General features: G+C 43.6%; 17 protein-coding genes. 16 read left to right on the forward strand and 1 reads right to left on the reverse strand.

Annotated elements, in window-relative coordinates; translation table 11 throughout:
- The first annotated feature begins 95 nt into the window (after positions 1-95).
- The 6 genes from KQI91_RS04780 (at position 96) to KQI91_RS04805 (ending at position 7025) form a co-directional block, all read left to right on the forward strand.
- Positions 96-947, forward strand: a complete 852-nt coding sequence (locus KQI91_RS04780; protein WP_216391718.1) for a class II fructose-bisphosphate aldolase — start codon at positions 96-98, stop codon at positions 945-947.
- 26 nt (positions 948-973) lie between these two features.
- The gene (locus tag KQI91_RS04785; RefSeq protein WP_216391719.1) at positions 974-1987 is read left to right on the forward strand and encodes a LacI family DNA-binding transcriptional regulator; all 1014 of its coding nucleotides are present in this window, start codon (positions 974-976) and stop codon (positions 1985-1987) included.
- 107 nt (positions 1988-2094) lie between these two features.
- Positions 2095-3609, forward strand: a complete 1515-nt coding sequence (gene xylB, locus KQI91_RS04790) for a xylulokinase (RefSeq protein ID WP_216391720.1) — start codon at positions 2095-2097, stop codon at positions 3607-3609.
- A 282-nt stretch (positions 3610-3891) separates the two neighbouring features.
- Positions 3892-4944 carry a galactitol-1-phosphate 5-dehydrogenase gene (locus tag KQI91_RS04795; RefSeq protein ID WP_216391721.1) on the forward strand — a complete coding sequence of 351 codons (1053 nt, stop codon included), beginning with the start codon at positions 3892-3894 and terminating at the stop codon, positions 4942-4944.
- Position 4945: 1 nt separating this feature from the next.
- Positions 4946-5878 (forward strand): 1-phosphofructokinase, encoded by a 933-nt coding sequence (pfkB, locus tag KQI91_RS04800; RefSeq protein WP_216391722.1) that lies wholly within the window; start codon positions 4946-4948, stop codon positions 5876-5878.
- A 145-nt stretch (positions 5879-6023) separates the two neighbouring features.
- Complete coding sequence (locus tag KQI91_RS04805; protein WP_216391723.1) at positions 6024-7025, forward strand: aldo/keto reductase; 1002 nt, start codon at positions 6024-6026, stop codon at positions 7023-7025.
- 856 nt (positions 7026-7881) lie between these two features.
- Here KQI91_RS04805 and KQI91_RS04810 read toward each other — a convergent pair.
- Positions 7882-8706, reverse strand: coding sequence for an MBL fold metallo-hydrolase (locus KQI91_RS04810; protein ID WP_216391724.1), 825 nt, complete (start codon positions 8704-8706; stop codon positions 7882-7884).
- A gap of 169 nt (positions 8707-8875) precedes the next feature.
- Here KQI91_RS04810 and KQI91_RS04815 point away from each other — a divergent pair, with 169 nt between their 5' ends.
- The 10 genes from KQI91_RS04815 (at position 8876) to KQI91_RS04860 (ending at position 22783) form a co-directional block, all read left to right on the forward strand.
- Positions 8876-9952 carry an ROK family protein gene (locus KQI91_RS04815; RefSeq protein ID WP_216391725.1) on the forward strand — a complete coding sequence of 359 codons (1077 nt, stop codon included), beginning with the start codon at positions 8876-8878 and terminating at the stop codon, positions 9950-9952.
- A 203-nt stretch (positions 9953-10155) separates the two neighbouring features.
- Positions 10156-11169 (forward strand): zinc-dependent alcohol dehydrogenase, encoded by a 1014-nt coding sequence (locus KQI91_RS04820; RefSeq protein ID WP_216391726.1) that lies wholly within the window; start codon positions 10156-10158, stop codon positions 11167-11169.
- On the forward strand, positions 11166-12545 hold the full coding sequence (locus KQI91_RS04825) for a xylulokinase (protein WP_216391727.1): 1380 nt from the start codon (positions 11166-11168) through the stop codon (positions 12543-12545). Before KQI91_RS04820 ends, KQI91_RS04825 begins: the two co-directional genes overlap by 4 nt.
- On the forward strand, positions 12542-13717 hold the full coding sequence (locus KQI91_RS04830; protein ID WP_216391728.1) for a hypothetical protein: 1176 nt from the start codon (positions 12542-12544) through the stop codon (positions 13715-13717). Before KQI91_RS04825 ends, KQI91_RS04830 begins: the two co-directional genes overlap by 4 nt.
- A complete protein-coding gene (locus KQI91_RS04835) occupies positions 13710-14783 on the forward strand; it encodes a hypothetical protein (RefSeq protein ID WP_216391729.1) in 1074 nt (357 codons plus the stop codon). Before KQI91_RS04830 ends, KQI91_RS04835 begins: the two co-directional genes overlap by 8 nt.
- A gap of 913 nt (positions 14784-15696) precedes the next feature.
- Complete coding sequence (locus tag KQI91_RS04840; protein WP_216391730.1) at positions 15697-17316, forward strand: response regulator; 1620 nt, start codon at positions 15697-15699, stop codon at positions 17314-17316.
- Positions 17313-19100: a cache domain-containing sensor histidine kinase gene (locus tag KQI91_RS04845; protein ID WP_216391731.1), complete on the forward strand. Its 1788-nt coding sequence runs from the start codon at positions 17313-17315 to the stop codon at positions 19098-19100. Before KQI91_RS04840 ends, KQI91_RS04845 begins: the two co-directional genes overlap by 4 nt.
- The gene (locus tag KQI91_RS04850; protein ID WP_216391732.1) at positions 19097-20089 is read left to right on the forward strand and encodes a substrate-binding domain-containing protein; all 993 of its coding nucleotides are present in this window, start codon (positions 19097-19099) and stop codon (positions 20087-20089) included. The genes KQI91_RS04845 and KQI91_RS04850 overlap by 4 nt, the downstream gene beginning before the upstream one ends.
- A gap of 181 nt (positions 20090-20270) precedes the next feature.
- Positions 20271-21248 carry an ABC transporter permease gene (locus KQI91_RS04855; protein WP_216391733.1) on the forward strand — a complete coding sequence of 326 codons (978 nt, stop codon included), beginning with the start codon at positions 20271-20273 and terminating at the stop codon, positions 21246-21248.
- A 20-nt stretch (positions 21249-21268) separates the two neighbouring features.
- On the forward strand, positions 21269-22783 hold the full coding sequence (locus KQI91_RS04860; protein WP_216391734.1) for a sugar ABC transporter ATP-binding protein: 1515 nt from the start codon (positions 21269-21271) through the stop codon (positions 22781-22783).
- Positions 22784-22786 lie beyond the last annotated feature (3 nt).

The following is a 22786-nucleotide window of genomic DNA, read 5'->3' on the forward strand; positions in this document are numbered from 1 at the left end:
GCTCAAACGGAAACGTTTCGGTTTTGGAATCGGATCCGGGAAAATGATACAGTAAAAACCAAAAACATACATATACCATGAGGAGGAAAATCATTATGCCACTTGTTACATCAAAAGAAATGCTGTTAAAAGCTCAGGAAGGCGGTTACGCAGTAGGTGCATTTAATGCAGAGAATATGGAGATGGTCAAAGCAATCATCCAGGCAGCAGAGGAACTCAAAGCACCGGTTATGATCCAGACAACACCATCCACTGTAAAATACGGAACCGTAGATACCTATGCAGCAATCGTTGCAGCAGAAGCAAAGAAAGCATCTGTTCCGGTATGCCTCCATCTGGATCACGGCAGCAGTTTTGAGCTGGCTATGCAGGCAATGCATGCAGGATATACTTCTGTTATGATCGACGGATCCAAACTGGATTTCGAGGCAAACATTGCAGAGACAAAGCGTGTGGCTGATGTGGCAAGAGCACTGGACATTCCATGCGAAGCAGAACTTGGAAAAGTCGGCGGCAAAGAGGATGATCTGGAAGCTGAGGCAGATACCAATACAGATCCGCAGGAAGCAAAAGAATTTGTAGAGCGTACAGGTGTTACTTCTCTTGCAGTTGCGATCGGAACAGCACATGGATTCTATGTAGGAACACCGGTACTTGACAAAGAACGTCTCAGCGAGATTCGCGAAGTTGTTGATATTCCGCTGGTTCTTCACGGAGCATCCGGCCTTAGTGATGAAGATGTTATGGATTGCGTAAAACGCGGTATCTGCAAGGTAAACTTTGCAACAGAGCTTCGTGCGGCTTATTCCAGGGCAGTCAAAGAACTTCTTGCAGAAAAACCAGATACTATCGATCCAAAAGCATATGGCAAGACAGCTATTGCTGCAGTCAAAGAACTTGTTATGGCAAGAATGAAAGTCTGCGGATGCGACGGCAAGGCTGAATAATCAATAATAGAAGGCAGTGAAGCAAAATGGCAGCGACGATGAAGGACATTGCCAGACGGACAGGACTTGGTCTGGCAACAATTTCTTCCTATTTTAATGGAGGGAATGTCAGAGAGAAAAACAGAATAAAGATCGAAGAAGCCATTGAGGAACTTCACTACGAAGTCAATGAGGTTGCAAGAGGGCTTAAGACCAATGCGACGAAAACAATCGGTGTTGTGATACCGGAACTGAACAACACGTTTTGTGCCGAGATCATCACCGGCATGGAAGACGTCCTGCGTAGTCATGGGTATGCAACGATTGTATGCGATTGTCGTACAGATAAGAAGCTGGAACGCGAAGCGGTAGAATTTCTGATTCGCAGGCGTGTGGATGGAATTATCAATATGCCGGTGGATGAAGAAGGTGCACATTTAAAGAAATTTCAAAAAACAGGAAAACCGATCGTTCTGATTGACCGCAGGATTCAGGGAATCAATTGTGACAGTGTGCTTGTGGACAATGAAAAGGCGGCCGAAGATGCAGTGCGGCAGTTTATAGAAAGAGGGCACAGATATATTGGTATCATCGGTGGCCCGAAGGGGATTTTTACAGCGCAGGAACGTTTGGCCGGATACTACAGGGCAATGCAAAAAGCCGGGATTCCGGTCAGAGAATCTCTGATCTGTCATGGAGATTATACCATTCAGGGTGGGGCCAGAAGTCTGGAAGAGCTGGTTCAGAAGAATCCGGACATGACAGCAGTATTTGTTACAAATTACGAGATGACAATGGGTGCCATGATCGGAGTTAATGAACTGGGAATACAGATTCCGGAGCAGCTTTCGATGATCGGTTTTGACAATCTGCAGTTTGCCAGAGCCTGCAATCCGAAGCTGACGATCGTGTCACAACCGACGGATGGAATCGCAAGGGAAGTGGCACGGATCATGCTGGAACATCTGGAAAATGGCAGTCAGGAATCCGGGGAGCTTTTCACAGAAAAGCTTCAGACAGAAATCATCGAAGGCAAATCAGTAAGTGCAATTACAGATTGAGCGAGTCAGATAAGAAAACTGAGCGAAAAGATGCAGAGTACTGCAAACAGTAAGATATTTGCAAAAAAGAAGGTATCCGGATTTTCCGGAGAAATGGGAGCAGCAAAATGAAAAAATCATATTTACTTGGAATCGATATCGGAACAAGTGCCTGCAAAGTTGCTGTGTTTGACAGAACCGGAAAGGTTCTGGCAGCAGCAAATGGCGATTATCCGGTATATTATCCGCACGAGGGATGGGCGGAGCAGAATCCGGAAGAATGGTGGACCGCAGTTTGTGGTGCCACAAAAGAGACTGTTCAAAAAGCCGGGATCGCACCGGAAGAGATTGCCGGTGTAGGGATTGATGGACAGAGCTGGTCAGCAATTGCTATTGACAAAGAAGGAAATGTTCTTACAAACACACCAATCTGGATGGATACCAGAGCACAGTCAATCTGCGACCGGCTGAATCAGGAGATCGGAGCAGATAAGATTTTTGAGGTGGCAGGAAACTCTCTTCAGCCGTCTTATACAACTGCCAAAATCATCTGGTACAAAGAAAATCTGCCGGAAGTTTATGCGAATATCTACAAGATCCTTCAGTCAAACAGTTACATTGCATTCAAACTGACAGATGCTATTACGCAGGATGTATCTCAGGGATATGGAGTACACTGTTTCGATATGAAAAAAGGCTGTTGGGATGAAGAAATGTGCGAACGTCTTGGTATTCCGATGGATTTCCTGCCGGAGATCTGCAACTGTGATCATGTAGTTGGCACAGTTACGGCAAAGGCAGCACAGGAGTGTGGTCTGGCAGAAGGTACTCCGGTTGTTGCCGGCGGACTGGATGCAGCCTGTGGAACCCTTGGTGCAGGAGTTATCCATCCGGGCGAAACCCAGGAACAGGGTGGACAGGCGGGCGGAATGAGCATCTGCATGGACGAATACAAAGCCGATCCAAGACTGATCCTCGGCTATCACGTTATCCCGGACAAGTGGCTTCTCCAGGGCGGAACTACCGGAGGCGGTGGAGTCATGCGCTGGTTTGAACACGAATTCGCAGACTACGAACGAATAATGAAAGAGCAGACTGGTGTTTCTTCTTTGAATCAGCTCAATGAGATTGCAGAAAAGGTTGCTCCGGGCTGTGACGGAATGGTATTCCTTCCATACATGTCCGGTGAACGTTCCCCGATCTGGAATCCATACGCAAAAGGCGTTTTCTATGGACTGGATTTTGCCAAGACAAAAGGTCATATGGTACGTGCATGCATGGAAGGTGTAGCACTTTCTTTGAAGCATAACCTTGAGATTGCCGAAGAAGCCGGAGCAAAAGTCGAAGTTTTAAGAGCTATGGGAGGCTCTGCAAACTCTCTTCTCTGGACACAGATCAAATCTGATATCACAGGAAAACCAATCGTTGTACCGGCATCTGATACTGCGACAACCCTTGGTGCAGCACTTCTGGCCGGAGTAGGTGTGGGCTTTTATAAAGACTACGATGAGGCAGTTTCCCTCACCGTCAAAGAAACCCGCCACCATGAGCCAAATCCGGAGAACAGGGCAGTTTATGATCAGACCTATCAGACTTACCTTGAACTCTATAAGTCTCTTGCCCATATGATGACCGCGAAATAAAAACATGTTACCAATAGAATGTCCCCATACAGGAGTTCTTCTATTTTGGAACAATTGAGATTATATAATCAATAGAATGTCCCCATACAGGACATCTGACCTACATAAACAACCAGGAGAGAATACCCTCACCACAACCTTCTGCATGGAACAACCAAGAGAATTTTGGCTTTTAATGCAGGGGGAGTCTGAGGGGGCGACACTCGCCCCCTCGGATACGTCTCCATTTTTGAATGGAAGAAAAAGGGCTTTCCCTCCTTTCACGAAAGGAGATTACATATCATGAAAGCAGCAGTAGTAGTTGCAAACGAAGATGTACAGTATCAGGAAATTGAAGAACCAAAGGTAACCAAAGGCGCAGTTAAAATCCGTGTCAGATATTCAGGTATCTGCGGATCTGATATTCCGCGAGTTCTCAATAACGGAGTTCATTTTTATCCGATCGTTCTCGGACATGAATTTTCTGGTGATGTTGTAGAAGTTGGCGAAGGCGTGACCAAGGTAAAAGTTGGCGACCGTGTATCCGGAGCACCGCTTCTTCCATGTATGAAATGCGATGACTGTCAGCAGGGCAACTTCTCTCTTTGCAAACATTACAGCTTTATTGGTTCCAGACAGCAGGGAAGCAACGCAGATTATGTAGTTGTTCCGGAACAGAATGCAGTTCCGTTTGACAAAAGTGTTTCCTACGAACAGGGTGCAATGTTCGAGCCTGCAACAGTAGCAATCCATGGTGTATTCCAGAATGATTATCATGGTGGAGAATATGTGGCAATCCTCGGAGGTGGTACTGTCGGAATGTTCACTATGCAGTGGACAAAGATCTTCGGATCCAAAAAGGTAGTTGTATTCGATATCAGCGATGAACGTCTGGAACTTGCAAAACGTCTTGGCGCAGACGAAGTCATTAATACAACAGAAGAAGATTACATGGAAAAAGCTATGGCAATCACAGGTGGCAAGGGATATGGATTTGTATTTGAGACAGCAGGACAGGTGCCGACCATGCATATGGCATTTGAGCTGGCAGCAAACAAAGCACATGTATGCTTCATCGGAACACCACATGAGAATCTGACCTTTACACCAAAACAGTGGGAGAACATGAACCGTAAAGAGTTCAAACTGACTGGTTCCTGGATGTCCTACAGTGCACCATATCCGGGACGTGAATGGGATCTGACTGCACATTATTTTGCAACTGGTCAGCTGAAATTTGACCCGGGATTCATTTACAAAAAGATTCCGATGAGTCAGACTCAGGAAGCATTCCAGTTATTCAAGACACCAGGACTTGTAAAGGGCAAAATCCTTTTATCAAACGAGGAAGAATAAAATGATACTGACAGTTACATTAAATGCCGCAATTGACAAACGATATGTGGTAGATGATTATAAAGTAGGCGAAGTAAACCGCGTCCGAGAATGTTCTTATGTTCCCGGAGGCAAGGGTCTTAACGTATCCAAACCGGCATCCATCTATGGTGCGGAGGTAGTGGCTACCGGATTTGTTGGTGGTCATGCAGGAAATTACATCGAGGATGCCCTCAAACCGTTTGGAATCAAAGGTGAATTTTATCATGTAGATGCAGAGAGCAGATCCTGCATCAATATCTGGGATGAGGTGAATCACGTGCAGACAGAATTTCTGGAGCCGGGATTTACTCTGACAGAAGAAGATTTCCAGGGATTTGAAAAGAAATTTACAGAACTGGTCAAAGGCGCAGATGTTGTATCTATGTCTGGCAGTGTACCGAAAGGTCTTGACGGAACGGCATATCAGAGACTGGTCAGGATTGCAAAAGAGGCTGGTAAGCCGGTGATTCTTGATACCAGCGGAAAACTTCTGGAAATGGGAATTGAGGCATGCCCGACACTGATCAAACCTAATATTGATGAGATCCGTATGCTGACAGGAAAGCATTGTGATAATATACAGGATATCATTGATGCGGCAAAAGCGATTCATGAAAAGGGTGTGGAGATCGTAGCGGTTTCACTTGGTGCGGATGGTTCACTTGCAGTTGGGGAAGAGGGTATCTTCCGGGCAATCGTTCCGAAGATTGATGCAGTGAATACAGTGGGATGCGGAGACTCTATGATTGCAGGCTTTGCACTTGGATTAAGTGAGGGACTTTCTCTGGAAGAAACCCTGAGAAGAGCAAGTGCAATCTCGGCAGCGGCAGCGATGCGTGAAGAGACAGGATTTTTCGTAATGGAAGATATGGAGAAACTGTTACCACAGATCAAGATTGAAAAATTACAGTAAGTATTCTAAGCAATGTAAGTTGAGTCAGGCAGGAATAATTAGAATTTTGCGGTTTTCAAATTCGTCAGATTGTCCATGCTTGTATGATAATGTAACTAACAAAGCGAAAACTATATAATAATTTCAAAATCAGGAGGAAACAAAAATGGCAGAATTTATCAATCCGGCAATCGTGCCGAAAGTAACACTTCCGTCAGGAGAAGAAGTTCCGTGTATGGGAATGGGAACCTTTGGTTCTGACAGAGTAAGTCCGGAGGATGTATCTGTAGCAGTTGCAGGTGCGATTCGCAGTGGTTATCGTATGTTTGACTGTGCTGCATGCTATGGAAACGAAGATCAGATCGGAAAAGTTTTCAAAGAAGCAATGGATGAAGGCGTTGTAGAGAGAAAAGAACTCTTCATCATGACAAAAGTATGGAACGACATGCACAGAAAAGTAGAAGAAGCCTGCACAAAGAGTATTCAGGATCTCCAGTGTGATTATGTGGATCTCTATTTCATCCACTGGCCATTCCCGAACTATCATGCACCATTCTGTGATGTAGATTCCAGAAATCCAGATTCCAGACCGTTCAGTGTGGAAGAATTCATGGATACCTATCGTCAGTGTGAAGAACTGGTAGAAAAAGGTAAAATCCGTTATATCGGAATCTCAAATATGACTATTCCGAAACTGGAAGCTGTTCTGCCACTGATGAAAATCAAACCGGCAGCTTGTGAGCTGGAACTTCATCCATGCTTCCAGCAGCAGGAGCAGTTTGACTATCTGGTAGCTCACAACATTCAGCCAGTAGGCTACATGCCACTTGGTTCACCAAGACGACCAGAGAGAGATATCTGCCCGGAAGATGTTGCTGATATGCAGACACCGGAAATGCAGGAAATCGCTAAAGCACATGATGTACATCCGGCACTGATCGCTCTGAAATGGGCACATCAGAGAGGTGAGATTTCCATTCCATTCTCTGTACATAACTATACAAGTAACCTGAAATGCGTGACAGAAGATCCGCTGACAGAGGAAGAAATGGCTAAGATCGGCACACTCGAAAAAGGAAACCGTCTGGTAAAAGGACAGGTATTCCTGTGGGAAGGCGCAAAAGACTGGCATGATCTGTGGGATGAAGAGGGATTTATCGTAAAATAAGGGAACTGCCCTTAAACCGGTCAATCATCCAATTTGACAATTGAAAACTCTGCGAGGGGAGGCGCTCACAGTTGCGAAGGCCGCTCTCCCCTCGAACTCCCCACCGGGCCACGCGGTTAAGGTGCCGGTAGTTTGCTGGAGAAGAACTAAAGGGGAGTTTCTATGAATATGTAATAGTTTGATTTACCCCACCGGGCCACGCTGCCTGTGTGGGGCTTTTTATTGGAAAAATATCAGTTTTTTGAATTGTAGATGGCTGAGATTAAAGCAAGTATTAAACAAGTCCACGAAATTTCCGACCGCGGATGACCAGAAGAAGAGAAAGTATTGAGTAGGCCCACGAAATTCCCTGGTCTTGGATGGTCAGGAAGGGAGTAAGTACTTTGGAGGTCAATAAAGTGCTTGAAATTTGATGACTCTCATGAGACTTACTATAATAAGAGTCCATAAAAGGGGAAAATTTAGATGGTTTCCATAGCACTTACTGTAGATCGAGTCAATCACGGACCATTTTCTATACTATCTGACAGCAAGCCGCAACATTTCCTTATGATTTCCACAGTTCAGCGGGTGGAGAGAAGTAACTCTGTCCAGTGACTCAGCGAGGCTTTCGAGATTTTCTGAGTGCTAGCTTCCCCTTCCTGTGTTCTGTCTGAGCGAAGCGAGTTAACGAAAGGAAGGGGATAATAAGCGCACGAAGAAAATCCGAAAACATAGCGTGTCACAGGACAGAGTTACTTCTACTCATGCCCGCGTATCATAGGAAATTCACTTGTATAACTCATGCCCGCGTATCTATGAAATTTATACTATAAATCTTCACATCCCCCCACTACGCGTGCCAGAGGAATCATAATCACCCATATATAAATCCCTCGCCTGGCATGAAGATATGATACCTCTGTGCAGGATTGATCCGTTGCTGACAATCCACAAAATATGCCGGGTTCACCGCATTTACGTCATACAGATCAAAATGCGTCGGAATCAGCATCTTACAATGTGCCTCTTTTGCAAGAGTAAGGGCTTCAACACTGTCAAAGCATCCGATAATATCCCCGCGATTTCTGTAATAATCCCGCCCGTTAATTGGAAGCATCAGAATATCCGTATCCATGATTCGCTCTGTCAGTCCATCATACATACAGCAATCCCCGGAATGATACAACGTGACATCTCCAAATGCAAAACGATAGCCGACTTCTTCATATCCCCCGTTTCCGTCCGGATGCAGTTCCTCATGTGCAGACGGAATTGCCGTAAAAGAGATATCCTCATCCAAAACATATTCCTTATCGGTACAAACTCCCTGAATACGGTTTCCTGCAATATCATATTTTTCAATAACCGGGACAATTGCCTGTGGTACAACAAACCGTGCTTTTGGATTTACGCGGGCAATCGCAGAGAGGGTATCAGGATCCGCATGATCATAATGTGCATGCGTGCAGAAGACGTAATCAACAAAATCCAGTTCGTCGCCTGTAATCGGTGCAGGGTAGCGGCGGACCCACTGAACCAGTTCACTGCAGCAGTTCTGGTCTACATAATCAGAGAGATATCCATCAATCAGAACATATTTTTCACGAAACTTCATAAGAAAGCCAACCTGTCCGAGATAAAAGATTCCAATCTGGTCTTCTGTAAGATGTTTATTTAATATTTCATTTTTTAATCCCATAAGTAACCTCCTGAAAAAATATAAGTTTGCTTATTGACAATTTTATCACTGCGTGATATAAATGTCAATGAAAGATGAAACAAGAAAACAAAACAGATAACAGGAATGAATCAGACAATAAAAATAGATAAGACGATGAAAAAATAACAATGATAAAGGAGCCCGATACATGGAAAATAAAGTAATTAATCAATTGCATATGCGAGAGATGAATCTGAATGAAGTTCTGAAGATTATCCGTGAGCAGGGTCCTCTGACCAGGCGAAAACTTCAGGATCTTACGGGACTGAGCTGGGGTGGTGTTTCTCAGATTGTTACAAGATTGCTGAACCAGAATCTGATCATAGAAGAGAAAGATATGACTCAGACAGCCGGAAGAAAACCAACCTGTCTCAAAATTAACGGACAACAGAATCTTATTCTTGGAATTGATATCAACAGCAGCGGAATCACAGCAGTGATCCAGAACCTGCAAAATGAAGTCCTTGAGCAGATAACAGGAACGGCGGACTGCACTTCAAAGGAAGGGCTTCTGACGAGCGTATATCAGTTGGCGGATGAACTCTATCAGAAATACAAAGACAGAACAATTCTTGCAATGGGAATTTCCATGCAGAGTGCAGTTGATGAGCAAAAAGGTCTTTCCCTTTATCTGAAAGAATGTCCGGGCTGGAAAGACGTGCCGCTTTGTGAAATTTTTACAGAGCGATACGAAGTACCGGTATATCTGGCACATGACCCGGACTGCCTTGTTGCTTCGAATGTATCCATGTTTGGAGAAGATGTGATTTTGTTTCGTATAGATTACGGAATTGGTATGTCAGTATTCAAAAACGGCGATTTTATTAAAGCACCGGGGATGCTGGAAATCGGAAATACTCTGATTCAGGCAAAAGACCGGAAAATACAGACATTGAACAGTCTTGCAACGATTTCTGCAATTGAAAAAAAGACCGGCCGGAAAATACAGGATTTTGCACAGGATATGCCTGGAAAATCCGGGATTCTGCAGGACGCAGCAGGATATCTTGCAATGGCAATTACAAATTCTGCTGTCCTTTTTGATATATCAACGGTTTTGTTGAGTGGAAAATTGATTGAGCAGGTACCGGAAATTTTTACAGAACTGCAGAAAAATTTAAAAACATATCTTCCGGAACAGACGAGGATTTTTAAATATGACGAGAAACGTGCAGCAGCAGGAGCTGCCTGGATTGCAGCAGAAAGACAACTTACGGCATTCTGACAGAAGCAGTAGAAAGACAGCTTACAGAATTCTGACAGAGGCGGCAGAAAGACAGATTTTACAACATTCTGCCAGAATCAAAAACGCATAGAGTGGAATGGATAACAAGCAAAAACAGAGGCAGTATGTATAAGAAATGCAGACAAAAATAAAACGAAAAAATATACAGAAACAACGGTAAAAACCGGGAAAGAGAGGATTTTATGAAAGCAGTAGTAATTGAGAAACCAGGGACCATGGTCCTTAAGGACATGCCGGTTCCGGAACCGCCAAAAGGGTTTGTTCGAGTGAAAGTAAAACGTGCCGCGATCTGTGCAACAGATCTGGAAGTACTGGATGGAAATATTGCAGCAAAGTATCCGTTGATTCCTGGTCATGAATGGAGTGGAATTGTTGATGCACTGGGTGAAAACGTTGATCCGAAATGGTTAGGTGAGCGTGTGACAGGAAGTAATGATGTTGTCTGCCTGACCTGTCCTGCATGCCGGAGAGGCGAATGGCGCTACTGTAAGTCCTTTAAGGAAATTGGTTTCAAAATGGATGGGGCTTACGCAGAATACGTGATCGTTCCAGCCTACGGGCTCTGTAAACTTCCGGAAAATGTTTCCTTTGCACATGCAGCACTGGCAGAACCTCTTGGAGTAGCACTTGGAACCATGAAAAAATCCCATGCAAAACTTGGCGATACCTGCCTGATCATGGGAGCAGGTTCTATCGGGCTTTGCACTCTGGTTGTTGCGAGAGCCATGGGACTTCGTGATATCGTAGTCTGCGCATCCAGCCGTGGCAGAGAAGAACTTGCCAGAAAACACGGTGCAGATCATTTTATAGCAACAAAAGAACAGGACCTTGAAGAAGAAATGAAAAAACTTCATCCGGATGGAACAGACGTGATCATTGATGCAACCGGAATGGAAGAATGCATTCAGAAAGCACTTCGTCTCTGCAAAAAAGGAGGCACAGTGGTTCTTGAAGGATACGGAAGAGGCAAGACTATGCAGATCCGAATTGATGATATTCACATCAATAATCTTCATCTGATCGGGGCCGGAAACAACTGGAACATGCATCAGAAAGCGATTGACCTGATGGCATCAGGTGTAATAAATATCGAAGATTTTGTATCAGAAACGATGCCGCTGGATGAGTTTGAAAAAGGCATTTCCATGGTGCGCATGCGTCCGAGAGGCTTTGTCAAAGCGGAGTTTCAGCCATGATCGCCGGAATTGATCTGGGAACGTCGTCCGTAAAAATTGTCTGTGTGGATCAGGCAGGAAACATTCAGAAAGCAAGCTGTCGTTATCAGGAAAACACTGTAGAAGAATGGATGCATGCGATCCGGGAGGCTTTTTGCCAGCTTGATACACAGAAAATTACAGCAATTTCTCTTTCTTCGCAGGTGGGAACTTATATCATGGATGGAAAGGTTCTTTCCTGGAGAGACAGCGGGGGAGAAGAGGAACTGAAAGAATTACGGAAAGTGTTTACTTCGGAAGAATTTGTAACAGAGATTTCAATGATTCATCCGTCACTGGTATCTTACCCGATACCAAGAATCCATTATCTGCAGAAACGGACGGAGCCGGATCATATACCACAAAACATCTGTCAACCAAAAGAATGTATCTGTCGTTACCTGACAGGAAAAAACGGCAGCGATCAGTATTCCTGGCGAGGGCTGGCAAATCAGCAAACTGGGAAGTACAGTCAGAAATTTCTTACATATCTTGGAATTTCCGACAAAATTTTACCGTCTCTGCAGTCTCCGTTTGAACAGGTTGGGACACTGCTTGAAGCAACAGCAGTGGAATGTGGATTAAAAACAGGGATTCCGGTTTACACAGGATGTAATGATTTTTATGCGTCTCTTCTTGGAATGGGAATCGTGAAGCCGGGAGACTGTTTTGATGTAACGGGAACCAGTGAACATGTAGGCATGATCACAGAAGCACTTGTACAGGATGAAAAAGTGATTGCATCACCGTATCTCAATGGTTGTGTGGCTTACGGAGTGACGGCTTCGAGTGGTGGTTCACTGGATTTTGGTCTCAGAGAACTGGAACTGGCAAATGTCAGTTACGAAAAATATCGAAATAAAAAGAAAATGCCGCTTTTTCTTCCGTATGTAAACGGGGAACGAGCACCAATCTATGATGCACAGGCACGTGGCGTTTTCTTCGGAATCGAAGCTGATACGACAAGAGAAGATATGGCATATGCGGTTATGGAGGGGGTAGCCTTTTCCACATGGCACATTATGGAAGCACTTCCGAAAGAAAATATCCGGCAGATGATCTGCGCAGGTGGTGCAACAAGAAACAGAGAATTATTACAGCTAAAAGCGGATCTGTTCGGAATTCCATTTGTGCGTGCGGAGGAAGAAGATACGTCAGCATATGGCGCATGTATGATTGGAGCGGTCGGAGAAAAATGGTATCCGGATGTCCAGACTGCAGTCACAGATATGTGCAGCTACGCTTCTGCAATACAGCCGCAGGAAAATAAAAGATTAAAGGAAAGATTTCAGTTATACAAAAAAATATACAGAGATTTAAAACAGGAATTTCAGGAATTCAGGAGGATAAGTCAATGAGTTGTGTGATTTTTGGAGCAGGAAAAATAGCAAGAGGTTTTATCGCTCATCTTTTGAGCCTTTCCGATATTGATTTTGTATTTGTAGAAAAAGTAGATGCACTGGCAGATCTGATCAATGAGCGGGGACAGTACACCATTAATATTCTGGGTGCACCGGAAAAAAATTATGTTGTAAAAAATGCCCGTGCTCTTAAATTCAGTCAGGTAGATGAGATAACAGAAGCAATTGCAGAGGCCGATGTTGTTTTTGATGCAGTCGGCGGAAAAAATCTTCAGGAGATCGTACCATTTTATATCAAAGGTATCGAAGCAAAAGCCAAAAAAGGTGGATATCTTAACTTTGTTACCTGTGAAAACTGGAAGCAGCCGGCAAAAATCCTTCAGGATGGTGTAGAAGCTGGCATTTCCGAAGATACAAAAGAATACCTTGACAAATATGTTGGATTTACAGAGTCTGTCATTATGCGTTCCGGAATTGAAGCACCAAAGGAACTTCTGGAAAAAGATCCGCTGATCGTCAATGTACAGGATTACTGGTATCTTCCGGTAGATGCAGACCGTGTCAAAGGCAAGCTTCCGGAAATTAAATATATGGATGCCCTGACCGGATTTTCCGGATTCCTGGAAAGAAAATTTTATACATACAATGCTGCAAACGGAAGCACTTCTTTCCTGGGAGCACTGCTTGGATATGAAGTACTGGCAGAGGCTGCACATGATGAGAGAATCCTGAAGATCCTGGATGGTGTATATCATGAAACAGGCAAAGCCCTTTCTGAGAAGCATGGAATCCCGCTGGAAGATCAGATGGCGTTTACTCAGACATCCCTGCACAAATTACAGGATTATACAATTGTAGATTCGATTGAAAGAAATGCCCGTGATCCACTCAGAAAACTTGGCAAAGACGATCGTCTGGTAGGATCTGCAAGAATGGTACTCGCCTGTGGCATCAAACCGGAAAATCTTTGCACAGCGATCGCAGCAGCCATTTATTACAGAAATCTGGAGGATCCAAGTGCAGTTGAGCTTGAAAGAATCGTCAAAGAAGAAGGAATTGATGCAGTTCTTGAAAAAGTATGCGGAATTGATCCAAATGGAGAACTTGGCTTAATGATCAAAGAAAAAATTGAGAAAATCAAAGAATGGGGATGGCTTAAAAATGAATAAGATCATGATCATCGGAGCAGGAAAGACCGGAAGAGGATATCTTGCCAGACTGTTGAAAGAATCCGATAAAGAAATCTGTTTTGTGGATAAAGATGCAGCACTGATCCAGAAGTTGCAGGAAAAGAAAAGTTTCCTCATTCACTTCTTTGGAAAAGTGAGAGAAGATTTTGAAGTAAAAGATTACTCCGCAGTTACATGGGAAGATGCAGATTTTGCGGATACGTCACTGATCCTTGTTTCTGTAGGCGGCACAAATCTTACAGATGTAGGTGTCAAATTGAAAGAAAAACTTTCGAAAGGTCATCATTACGATATTATTACCTGCGAAAACTCTTCACATCCGGCACAGGTGCTCGAAGATGCGATCGGAGAAGGATTTGATCTTTCCATCAGCGAATCTACTGTATTTTGTACAACAATTGAGACAGAGGGAACAGAGCTTGACATCAACTCCGAAAACTATCCGTATCTGCAGTGCAATGCAGATCTTCTTCCGGGATTTGTAAGTGATATGCCGGGAATCCGCCCACTGAAAGATTTTGGAGATTTTCTTACCAGAAAACTGTATACTTACAATGCTGCAAGCTGTGTGCTGGCATATCTGGGAGCTGTAAAAGGATACACGGATTACAGAGATGCAGGAAAAGATCCGGAGATTCTGAAAAAACTGGATCAAAATTACGAAGTGACCAACAAGGTTCTCTGTGAAGTTTACGGATATGATCCAAAAGATCAGGAAGAATTTGCAGCACTTTCCCGGGCAAAATTCACAAGTCAGGTAATTGTAGATACAGTTGATCGAAATGCAAGAGAGCCACAGCGGAAGCTTCAGGATAAAGAACGAATCATCGGACCAATGAAACTGATCTATGAACATGGAGTCGTGCCGGAAGTGCTGATTGAGACCGCTGCGGCTGCACTCCTTTACGACAAAGGCGATGCATGGCTGGAAATTAAGAAAAGCCACACACCGGGCAAGATTCTGGAGGAAATCTGCAATTTGCATCCGGGGGAATTTCTTTATGAAGAAGTTCTGAAGAAATATGAAGAACTGAGTTCTTTGTAAAAATCTGCGAGGGGAGGGCGCTCATAGTTGCGAAGGCCGCTCTCCCCTCGCACACCCCACCGGGCCACGCGGTCAAATAGCCGGTAGTGCATTGGAAATGGATTTAGAAGCTGAATGATAATTGTTTTGTCAAATAATTTAGATTATTTTAATTCACCCCACCGGGCCACACGTCTGTGTGGGGCATTTTATTGGGAAAAATGTCAGTATATTGCATATGAATGACTGAGATTAAAGCAAGTGCTGAGCAGGTCCACAAAATTACGGGCTGTGAATGACCAGTAGAAGAGTAAGTACTGAGCAGGTCCACGAAATTATGGGCCGTGAATGACCTGTAAAAGAGTAAGTACTGAACGGACCAACAAAAATGGCCGAGCTTGGATGGCTTGGAAGTAAATAAGTATGATAAAGGTCAGTGAAGTGCCGGAAATTGGATGACTTCTACAAGACTTAGTATAATGCAAGTCTATTATGTGCGGAAAATCAGATGGTCCCCGAAGTACTTACAGGAATCTGAGTCAATAGCCAGATGATTAGTGAAGCATTTACAGGAATCTGAGTCAATAGCTTGATGATTTTTATAGTATTTTATTAATGAGAGTCACCTTCTTATATGCTTTCCTCTGGAATTTGGAATGATTTCCCTATGATTTCAATAGTACAGCGGTGGAGGGGTACTTCTTTTCCCACCGCGTACGCAGGAAAACAACTACATACTTTCCCTCCTTTACTGCGTTTCGATAGAGTTCATAATAAATCTCATTGCAATCATTTCCCAACAACTTCCACAAAAAATCCCATCTTCTTATACAAAAATCCCTCAAATCATGCTACAATAAAATACTGACAAAAAATAGTCAGGGGCAATCTGACTTAACAAGACACATGAATTTGAAAATGGGGGAGTAAATACATGTATCGAATACTACTGGTGGATGACGAGATCCTCGTCCGGGATGCCATCAAAGAAAATATCGACTGGAAAGCAATCGACTGTGAACTCGTCGGCGATTGCGAAAACGGCAAACAGGCTGCCGAATTTGTAAAAGAGCATCCGGTTGATATCGTACTTACAGATATCCTCATGCCATATATGGATGGCATGGAACTAAGTCATTTCCTGCATGATAATTATCCGGATATTGTCATTGTGATCTTCAGTGGCTTCGGAGAATTTGAATATGCAAAAAAAGCAATTCAATATGGAGTCAGTGAATATCTCCTCAAGCCGGTAACGGCTATGGAACTCACCGGAGTGATCGAAAAAATGAAGAAAAAAGTAGATCAGCTCCGTATCGAAAAATACAAAATGGACAGGCTGACCAAGACATCCGAAAAATATCACAAAAATGAACAGATCATTCGTTCCAAAAATATGGAAGCACTTGTGAACTGTACCACGGATGTTAACAAAAGCATTCAGAGACTTGCAGAAATGGGAATCGATATTTCAGCGATCAGTTATCGTGTGGCACTTTTTGATATAGATCTTTATTCCGGAATGTACCAGCTGGATACCGAAAAACGCCAGGAAAGTGCCCTTATGGCATTTGTTCTGTTTAATATCAGCGATGAGATCGTCACCAGAGAAGATGCCGGAATCGCATATCAGGAAGGCAATAACCGTGTATGCGTTCTGTTTCAGGAAAAATGGAGCCGCAATTTTACTGCCAGAACCAAAGAAATCTGCCGAGAGATCCAGGAAAAAACAAAAGAAGTGATGGGATTTGATGTTTCTATGGGAATCGGAAAATGGGTAAAAAATCCAGAAGAACTGATTCAGTCACATGATATGGCAGAGCAGACCCTTCAGTATCGTTATCTTTTGGGTGGAAATCTTCTTATTGATATGGAAGAACAGCATCCGGCACAGGAAATCGGACTGGATGAATCACTGGCAGAACTTAAGGAGGGCATGAAGACTGGACAAAAAGCGCAGGTTGATCAGATACTGGCAACGATTGAAGAGTCCATTCGACATGCATTGATGGAAAAGAGCCGTGCATGTATGTATCTGCAGCAGGTTATTCGAACTATGGACAATGCCTGCGAGGATGTTTCAGCAAACATGGATGAAGTTCGCGAAGACAGAGATGAACTGCTCCGACAGGTTACAGAACAGAAATCCTTTGAAGATGCCTGCAAAGTTGTACAGAAACATATGGATCGGGTATTTGGTATCCTGTCTGAGATGAATACATCCAGCAGTGAGCGGCAGGCCCGTCTGGCAATCGATTACATACAGAAAAATTACATGGACCCAGATCTCAGCCTGAACAGCATCTGTTCTTATCTGAATATCAGCACAAGCTATTTCAGTACTATTTTCAAAGATGAGACAGGAGAGACCTTTACAGAAGTACTGATCCGTACCCGCATGGAAAAGGCAAAAGAACTGCTTGAGAATACCACCATGAAGAACTATGAGATTGCCGAAAAAGTCGGGTTCTCTGATCCTCATTATTTCGGAATCTCATTCAAAAAGATGACAGGCTGTACACCTACCGAATATGCAAGGGAGAAGCGCAGATGAAAAAGAAAAATCTGTCCGCAAGATTTATTGGGAAATTCAGCAGTATCCAGAGTGTCATTTTTGCAACAGTTGCAGTACTGGTCTTAAGTGCTGTGGTGATCGTAACCGGTGTTTCCATGCGATTTACAAACAATTCCATTTTTGAGAATTCATCAGAATACACACATACGATCATACAGCAGATGAATCAGAATATCGATTCATACATCGATTATATGGAAAATATCGCATATCTGATCTCGAGCAATGAAGACGTGCAGGACTATCTTTTTGCAGATGAGATTGATAACGAAGGAAGATACCGTATTCTGAATCAGTTTCAGACGATTCTGGACAGCCGAAGTGATATTCGAAATGTCGGTATTATCAGCAAAAATGGCAGGATGCTGATTAATGACGGAAGCAAATCTGTAAATCAGGATCTTGACCTTAATACACAGGAGTGGTATGCCAAGGCACTCAAAAGTCCAAATGGTCCGATGCTGACTTCCTCTCATGTGCAGCATATTATCAGCGGAGAACGTCCGTGGGTGATCACATTAAGCAGAGGAATCCGTGACCGGAGCGGCAGCGGTCAAAAAGAAGGCGTCTTTTTTATCGACCTGAATTACAGTGCGATCAGTGAACTCTGTGATCAGAGTACCGTTGGAACAAAAGGCTATGCCTTTATCCTCGACGCAAAGGGAAATATTGTCTATCATCCGCAGCAACAGCAGCTTTACAACGAACTGCAGACCGAAAACATCAGTCTGATCATGGATACAGATGAAGATACCGTGCTGACCGGTACGGGCAACAATGGTAAACTGTATTCCATCTCCAGATCTGACAAGACAGGATGGACGGTTGTAGACTGTACCAGTGTGCGGGAGCTTCTGAGCAAAAGCCGGCAGGCGCAGAGCGTTTACGTGCTGACTGCGATCGTACTGGTCATTGTGGCACTTCTTTTTTCAAGATTTATGGCAAGGAGTATCACGCTTCCGATTCAGAAACTGCGCGATTCTATGAAAAAAGTCCAGGAGGGCGATTTCAGTGTTTCTGATGTTGTCGTAGATTCCAAGAATGAGATCGGCAGTCTGACCAAATCTTTTGATGTGATGACACACCGGATACAGGAACTGATGGAACAGAATGTCCATGAACAGGAAGAAAAACGTAAGAGTGAACTGAAGGCACTGCAGTCCCAGATCAATCCACATTTCCTTTATAATACACTGGATTCTATTATCTGGATGGCAGAGGGCAAGAAGAACGAAGAGGTTGTACTGATGACGGCATCTCTGGCAAGACTTCTTCGTCAGAGTATCAGCAACGAAGATGAAGTTGTACCGATCGCAAATGAAGTGGAGTATGCGAGAGGGTATCTGACGATCCAGAAAATGCGCTATAAAGACAAACTGGAATTCCAGATTGATGTAGATTCTTCTATATTATATATACCACTGATCAAACTGGTTCTTCAGCCGATCATCGAAAATGCCATTTACCATGGACTGAAGTACAAAGAGAGCAAAGGACTTCTTATTGTAAAGGGATTTATGAGAAACGGAAATGCTGTGCTTCAGGTCATAGATGACGGGGTAGGCATGGATGAAGAGACGCTTGCACATATTTATGATAAACATAAAGTGAATTACCATTCCAATGGAGTTGGAGTCTATAATGTACAGAAACGACTGAAGCTCTACTATGGAGACGACTACGGCATTACCTACGAGAGTGAAAAAGGCAAGGGAACAACCGCGACGATCACGATTCCGGGCAGACAGGAGGGACAGTTATGAAAAAACAGAAAAAATGGCTGAGCATCCTCCTGGTGGTCTGTCTGGTCGCCGGCATCGGTGGAGGAGTCTGGTATCGGCAAAAGAAGATTGAAGAACGAAAACTCTCTCTTATCTATATTCCCAAAGTTGTAGATAAGACCAATGATTTCTGGAAGTCACTGATTCTTGGCAGTAAAATGGCGGCACAGGAGTACAATGCGGCAATCGAGGTTAAAGCCCCGTCTGAGGAAAACGATGTGGAGAGACAGAATGAACTTCTGAGAGAAGCCATAGAGGAAAATCCGGATGCGATCCTTTTTTCGCCTTCCAGTTTTACAGAGTCAAATGCACTTCTGGAAGAGGCAAAAAAGAAAGGAATCCGGATAAGCTTTATCGATTCTTATACAGAAGAGCCGGTACAGGATCTGACTGTTGCGACGGACAACCTGGAGGCCGGAGAGAGACTGGGCAGATTTGCAGCCTCTCTTCTTGAGCCGGATGACCAGATCGCAATCGTGGCACATGTCAAAGGCGTATCTACGGCAGTAGAACGAGAGGAAGGCTTCCGCAAAGGTCTTGGTGATCTGGCTGATAACATCGTAGAAGTTGTTTACTGTGATTCTCAGTACGAGAAGTCACGAAAACTTACATTGGAGTTGATGGACAAATATCCAAATCTCAAGATGGTAGCCGGAATGAATGAATATTCTTCCGTCGGAGCAGCACGTGCTGTAAAATCAGCCGGCGCAAAAGACCGCATTCAGGTAGTTGGCATAGACAGCTCGCAGGAAGCCGTTCAACTGATGGAAAATGGAGTATTCAAGGGACTTGTTGTTCAGAAAGCTTTCAAGATGGGCTATATGGGAGTAAAGGAAACAGTCCTTATGCTTCGGGGCAAGAGCTATGAGAAAAATGTAAATTCAGGTTGTGAGCTTGTAACTCCGGAAAATATGTATACAAGTGAGATCGAGAAACTGCTGTTTCCGTTCAATACGCTCAAACTTTCCTGAGTGGAATGGTTAAAAAAAGAATATAATAGTGAAAAAACTCTAAAAAAGGTTAAATATTTATGTACGAACCGTAAATATTTAACCTTTTTTTGGAAGATATTCCATTACATTTGTGCACAATTAACGGTATTATATAGAAAACGCAAGATGTGTGTGTAAAACTTTTAAGGAGGGCGAAAAATTGGAAAAGCTGAAACAAAATCCAATCGTGAAAAAACTCGGCCTGAACAGGATCTTACTTGTCTGTATCCTGATTCTGATGTTCGTAGTTTTCAAGGTGGTTCTCGGAAGTAAATTCCCTGTTGGAGACAGTATCAAGTCCACACTGAACTATGTATACTTCCTGGGCTTCCTGTCACTTGGCGTTACATTTGTAATCGCAACAGGAGGAATCGATTTCTCCATTGGACCGGTTATGTTCTGTTGTGCACTGGTATCCGGTTACTGCATGACAAGCTACAAAGTTCCATGTGTAGCAGCAATGGTAATCTGTGTACTGATCGGTCTTGCATTTGGTATCTTTAACGGATGGCTGGTATCTTACTTATCAGTTCCGCCATTCATCGTATCCATGGCTTCCATGAATATCGCAAAAGGTATTGCATCTGTATTTACAAAAACTCAGTCCGTAAGTTGGCCACTGGCAAGTGATCCGACAAACGGCTGGTTCCGTAACATCGTATCTTACAAAGGATTTCCGGTAGGTCTGGTGATCTTCCTGGTAATGGCAGTTATCTGTGGTATCGTTCTTTACAACACCAAACCTGGACGTTACATTCTTTGCCTGGGATCTAACACAGAAGCAGTAAGACTTTCCGGTGTAGATACAAAGAAATGGAACATGCTTGCATATATCATCTGTGGATTCCTTGTAGGAATTGCAGCACTGTTCTTCGTAGCTACATATACAACTGTTCAGCCTGGATACGGCGATCAGTACAACAACGAAGCAATCGCTGGTTGCGTAATGGGTGGTACATCCATGGTTGGTGGACTTGCATCCATCGGCGGTACAGTAATCGGTGTATTTATTATCTCTCTTCTGCAGCAGGGAATCATGGCATTTGGTCTTGGTAAAGGACAGCAGATGATCATCACAGGTATCATCGTAATCGTAGCTGTATATGCCGACGTTTCTGCAAGACGTAGAAAGAACTGATCGAAAGGGAGGATGAAACAATGGGTGACGTTATTTTAACAATGAAGGATATTGATAAGTCCTTTCCTGGTGTTCATGCCCTGGATCACGTTAATTTCGAAGTAAGACGCGGCGAAGTACATGCACTTATGGGAGAGAACGGTGCCGGTAAATCAACACTGATGAAAGTTCTTACCGGTATTTATCAGAAAGATTCCGGTTCTATTACATACAAAGGTCAGGAAGTTGCTTTCCACAATACACGTGAAGCACAGGACAATGGTATCGTAATCGTACATCAGGAATTAAACATGGTCGGTGACCTGACTGTTGCGCAGAATATCTTTATCGGACGTGAGCCGAAAAAAGGTATCCGTGTAGACGATAAGAAAATGATTGAAGATTCCAAGAAGTTATTCCAGGATCTGAACATTGAGATTGACCCAAGAGAAAAGATGAGCAACTTGACAGTTGGTAAACAGCAGATGTGCGAGATTGCAAAAGCGATTTCCCACAAGGCAGAAGTTATCATCTTTGATGAGCCGTCAGCAGCTCTGACAGAAAAAGAAATCGCTGACCTGTTCGTAATCATCAGAGATCTTCGTGAGAAAAATTACGGTATTGTATATATCTCACATCGTATGGATGAGATCAAGATGATTACAGACCGTGTAACTGTCATGCGAGATGGTGGCTATGTAGGAACACTGATTACAAAAGACAGTACAAAAGAAGATATCATCAACATGATGGTTGGACGTGTTATTTATGAAGATCCGAAGGATCACAGCATGGTTGCACCAGATGCACCGGTAGTTCTGAAAGTTGAACATCTGAACGCAGGTAAGATGGTTCAGGATGTAAGCTTTGAACTGAGAAAAGGTGAGATCCTTGGTTTCTCCGGACTGATGGGTGCAGGACGTACCGAAACTGCAAGAGCACTGTTTGGAGCTGACCCGAAACAGAGTGGTAAGATCTCCATTATGGACAAACAGAGCGGACAGCTCAAAGAAGTAACCATCAACAGCCCACAGGATGCTGTTAAATATGGTATCGGTTATCTGTCAGAGGACAGAAGAAGATATGGTGTTGTTGTTCAGAAATCTGTCAATGAAAACACAACACTGGCAACAATGGAAGAATTCACAAACGGAATCTTCATCAACAAAGCAAAAGAAAAACAGGTTTCTGAGAAATATATCAAAGAACTTGCTACCAAGACACCGAGTGGTGATCAGCTGGTTGTAAACCTTTCCGGTGGTAACCAGCAGAAAGTCGTAATCGCGAAATGGCTGACAAGAGACAGTGACATCCTGATCTTCGATGAGCCGACCAGAGGTATCGACGTTGGTGCCAAGAACGAAATTTACAAGTTAATGAGTAAACTGGCAGCAGAAGGTAAATCCATCATCATGATTTCTTCTGAAATGACAGAAATTCTCCGTATGAGTGACCGAATCATCATCATGTGTGAAGGTAAAGTGACAGGAAATATCGATATTTCCGAAGCAACACAGGAACGCATCATGGATAAGGCTACAAGAAATATCGATTAAGGG

Origin of the sequence: Blautia sp. MSJ-19, from assembly GCF_018918125.1 — a bacterium.
In the GTDB taxonomy this organism is placed as follows: domain Bacteria; phylum Bacillota; class Clostridia; order Lachnospirales; family Lachnospiraceae; genus Blautia_A.

Coding starts and splice junctions, on each gene's coding strand:
- KQI91_RS04780 (WP_216391718.1), top strand. CDS start 96: ATGCCACTTGTTACATCAAAAGAAATGCTGTTAAAAGCTCAGGAAGGC.
- KQI91_RS04810 (WP_216391724.1), bottom strand. CDS start 8,706: ATGGGATTAAAAAATGAAATATTAAATAAACATCTTACAGAAGACCAG.
- KQI91_RS04815 (WP_216391725.1), top strand. CDS start 8,876: ATGGAAAATAAAGTAATTAATCAATTGCATATGCGAGAGATGAATCTG.
- KQI91_RS04805 (WP_216391723.1), top strand. CDS start 6,024: ATGGCAGAATTTATCAATCCGGCAATCGTGCCGAAAGTAACACTTCCG.
- KQI91_RS04820 (WP_216391726.1), top strand. CDS start 10,156: ATGAAAGCAGTAGTAATTGAGAAACCAGGGACCATGGTCCTTAAGGAC.
- KQI91_RS04825 (WP_216391727.1), top strand. CDS start 11,166: ATGATCGCCGGAATTGATCTGGGAACGTCGTCCGTAAAAATTGTCTGT.
- KQI91_RS04830 (WP_216391728.1), top strand. CDS start 12,542: ATGAGTTGTGTGATTTTTGGAGCAGGAAAAATAGCAAGAGGTTTTATC.
- pfkB (WP_216391722.1), top strand. CDS start 4,946: ATGATACTGACAGTTACATTAAATGCCGCAATTGACAAACGATATGTG.
- KQI91_RS04785 (WP_216391719.1), top strand. CDS start 974: ATGGCAGCGACGATGAAGGACATTGCCAGACGGACAGGACTTGGTCTG.
- xylB (WP_216391720.1), top strand. CDS start 2,095: ATGAAAAAATCATATTTACTTGGAATCGATATCGGAACAAGTGCCTGC.
- KQI91_RS04850 (WP_216391732.1), top strand. CDS start 19,097: ATGAAAAAACAGAAAAAATGGCTGAGCATCCTCCTGGTGGTCTGTCTG.
- KQI91_RS04835 (WP_216391729.1), top strand. CDS start 13,710: ATGAATAAGATCATGATCATCGGAGCAGGAAAGACCGGAAGAGGATAT.
- KQI91_RS04840 (WP_216391730.1), top strand. CDS start 15,697: ATGTATCGAATACTACTGGTGGATGACGAGATCCTCGTCCGGGATGCC.
- KQI91_RS04795 (WP_216391721.1), top strand. CDS start 3,892: ATGAAAGCAGCAGTAGTAGTTGCAAACGAAGATGTACAGTATCAGGAA.
- KQI91_RS04860 (WP_216391734.1), top strand. CDS start 21,269: ATGGGTGACGTTATTTTAACAATGAAGGATATTGATAAGTCCTTTCCT.
- KQI91_RS04845 (WP_216391731.1), top strand. CDS start 17,313: ATGAAAAAGAAAAATCTGTCCGCAAGATTTATTGGGAAATTCAGCAGT.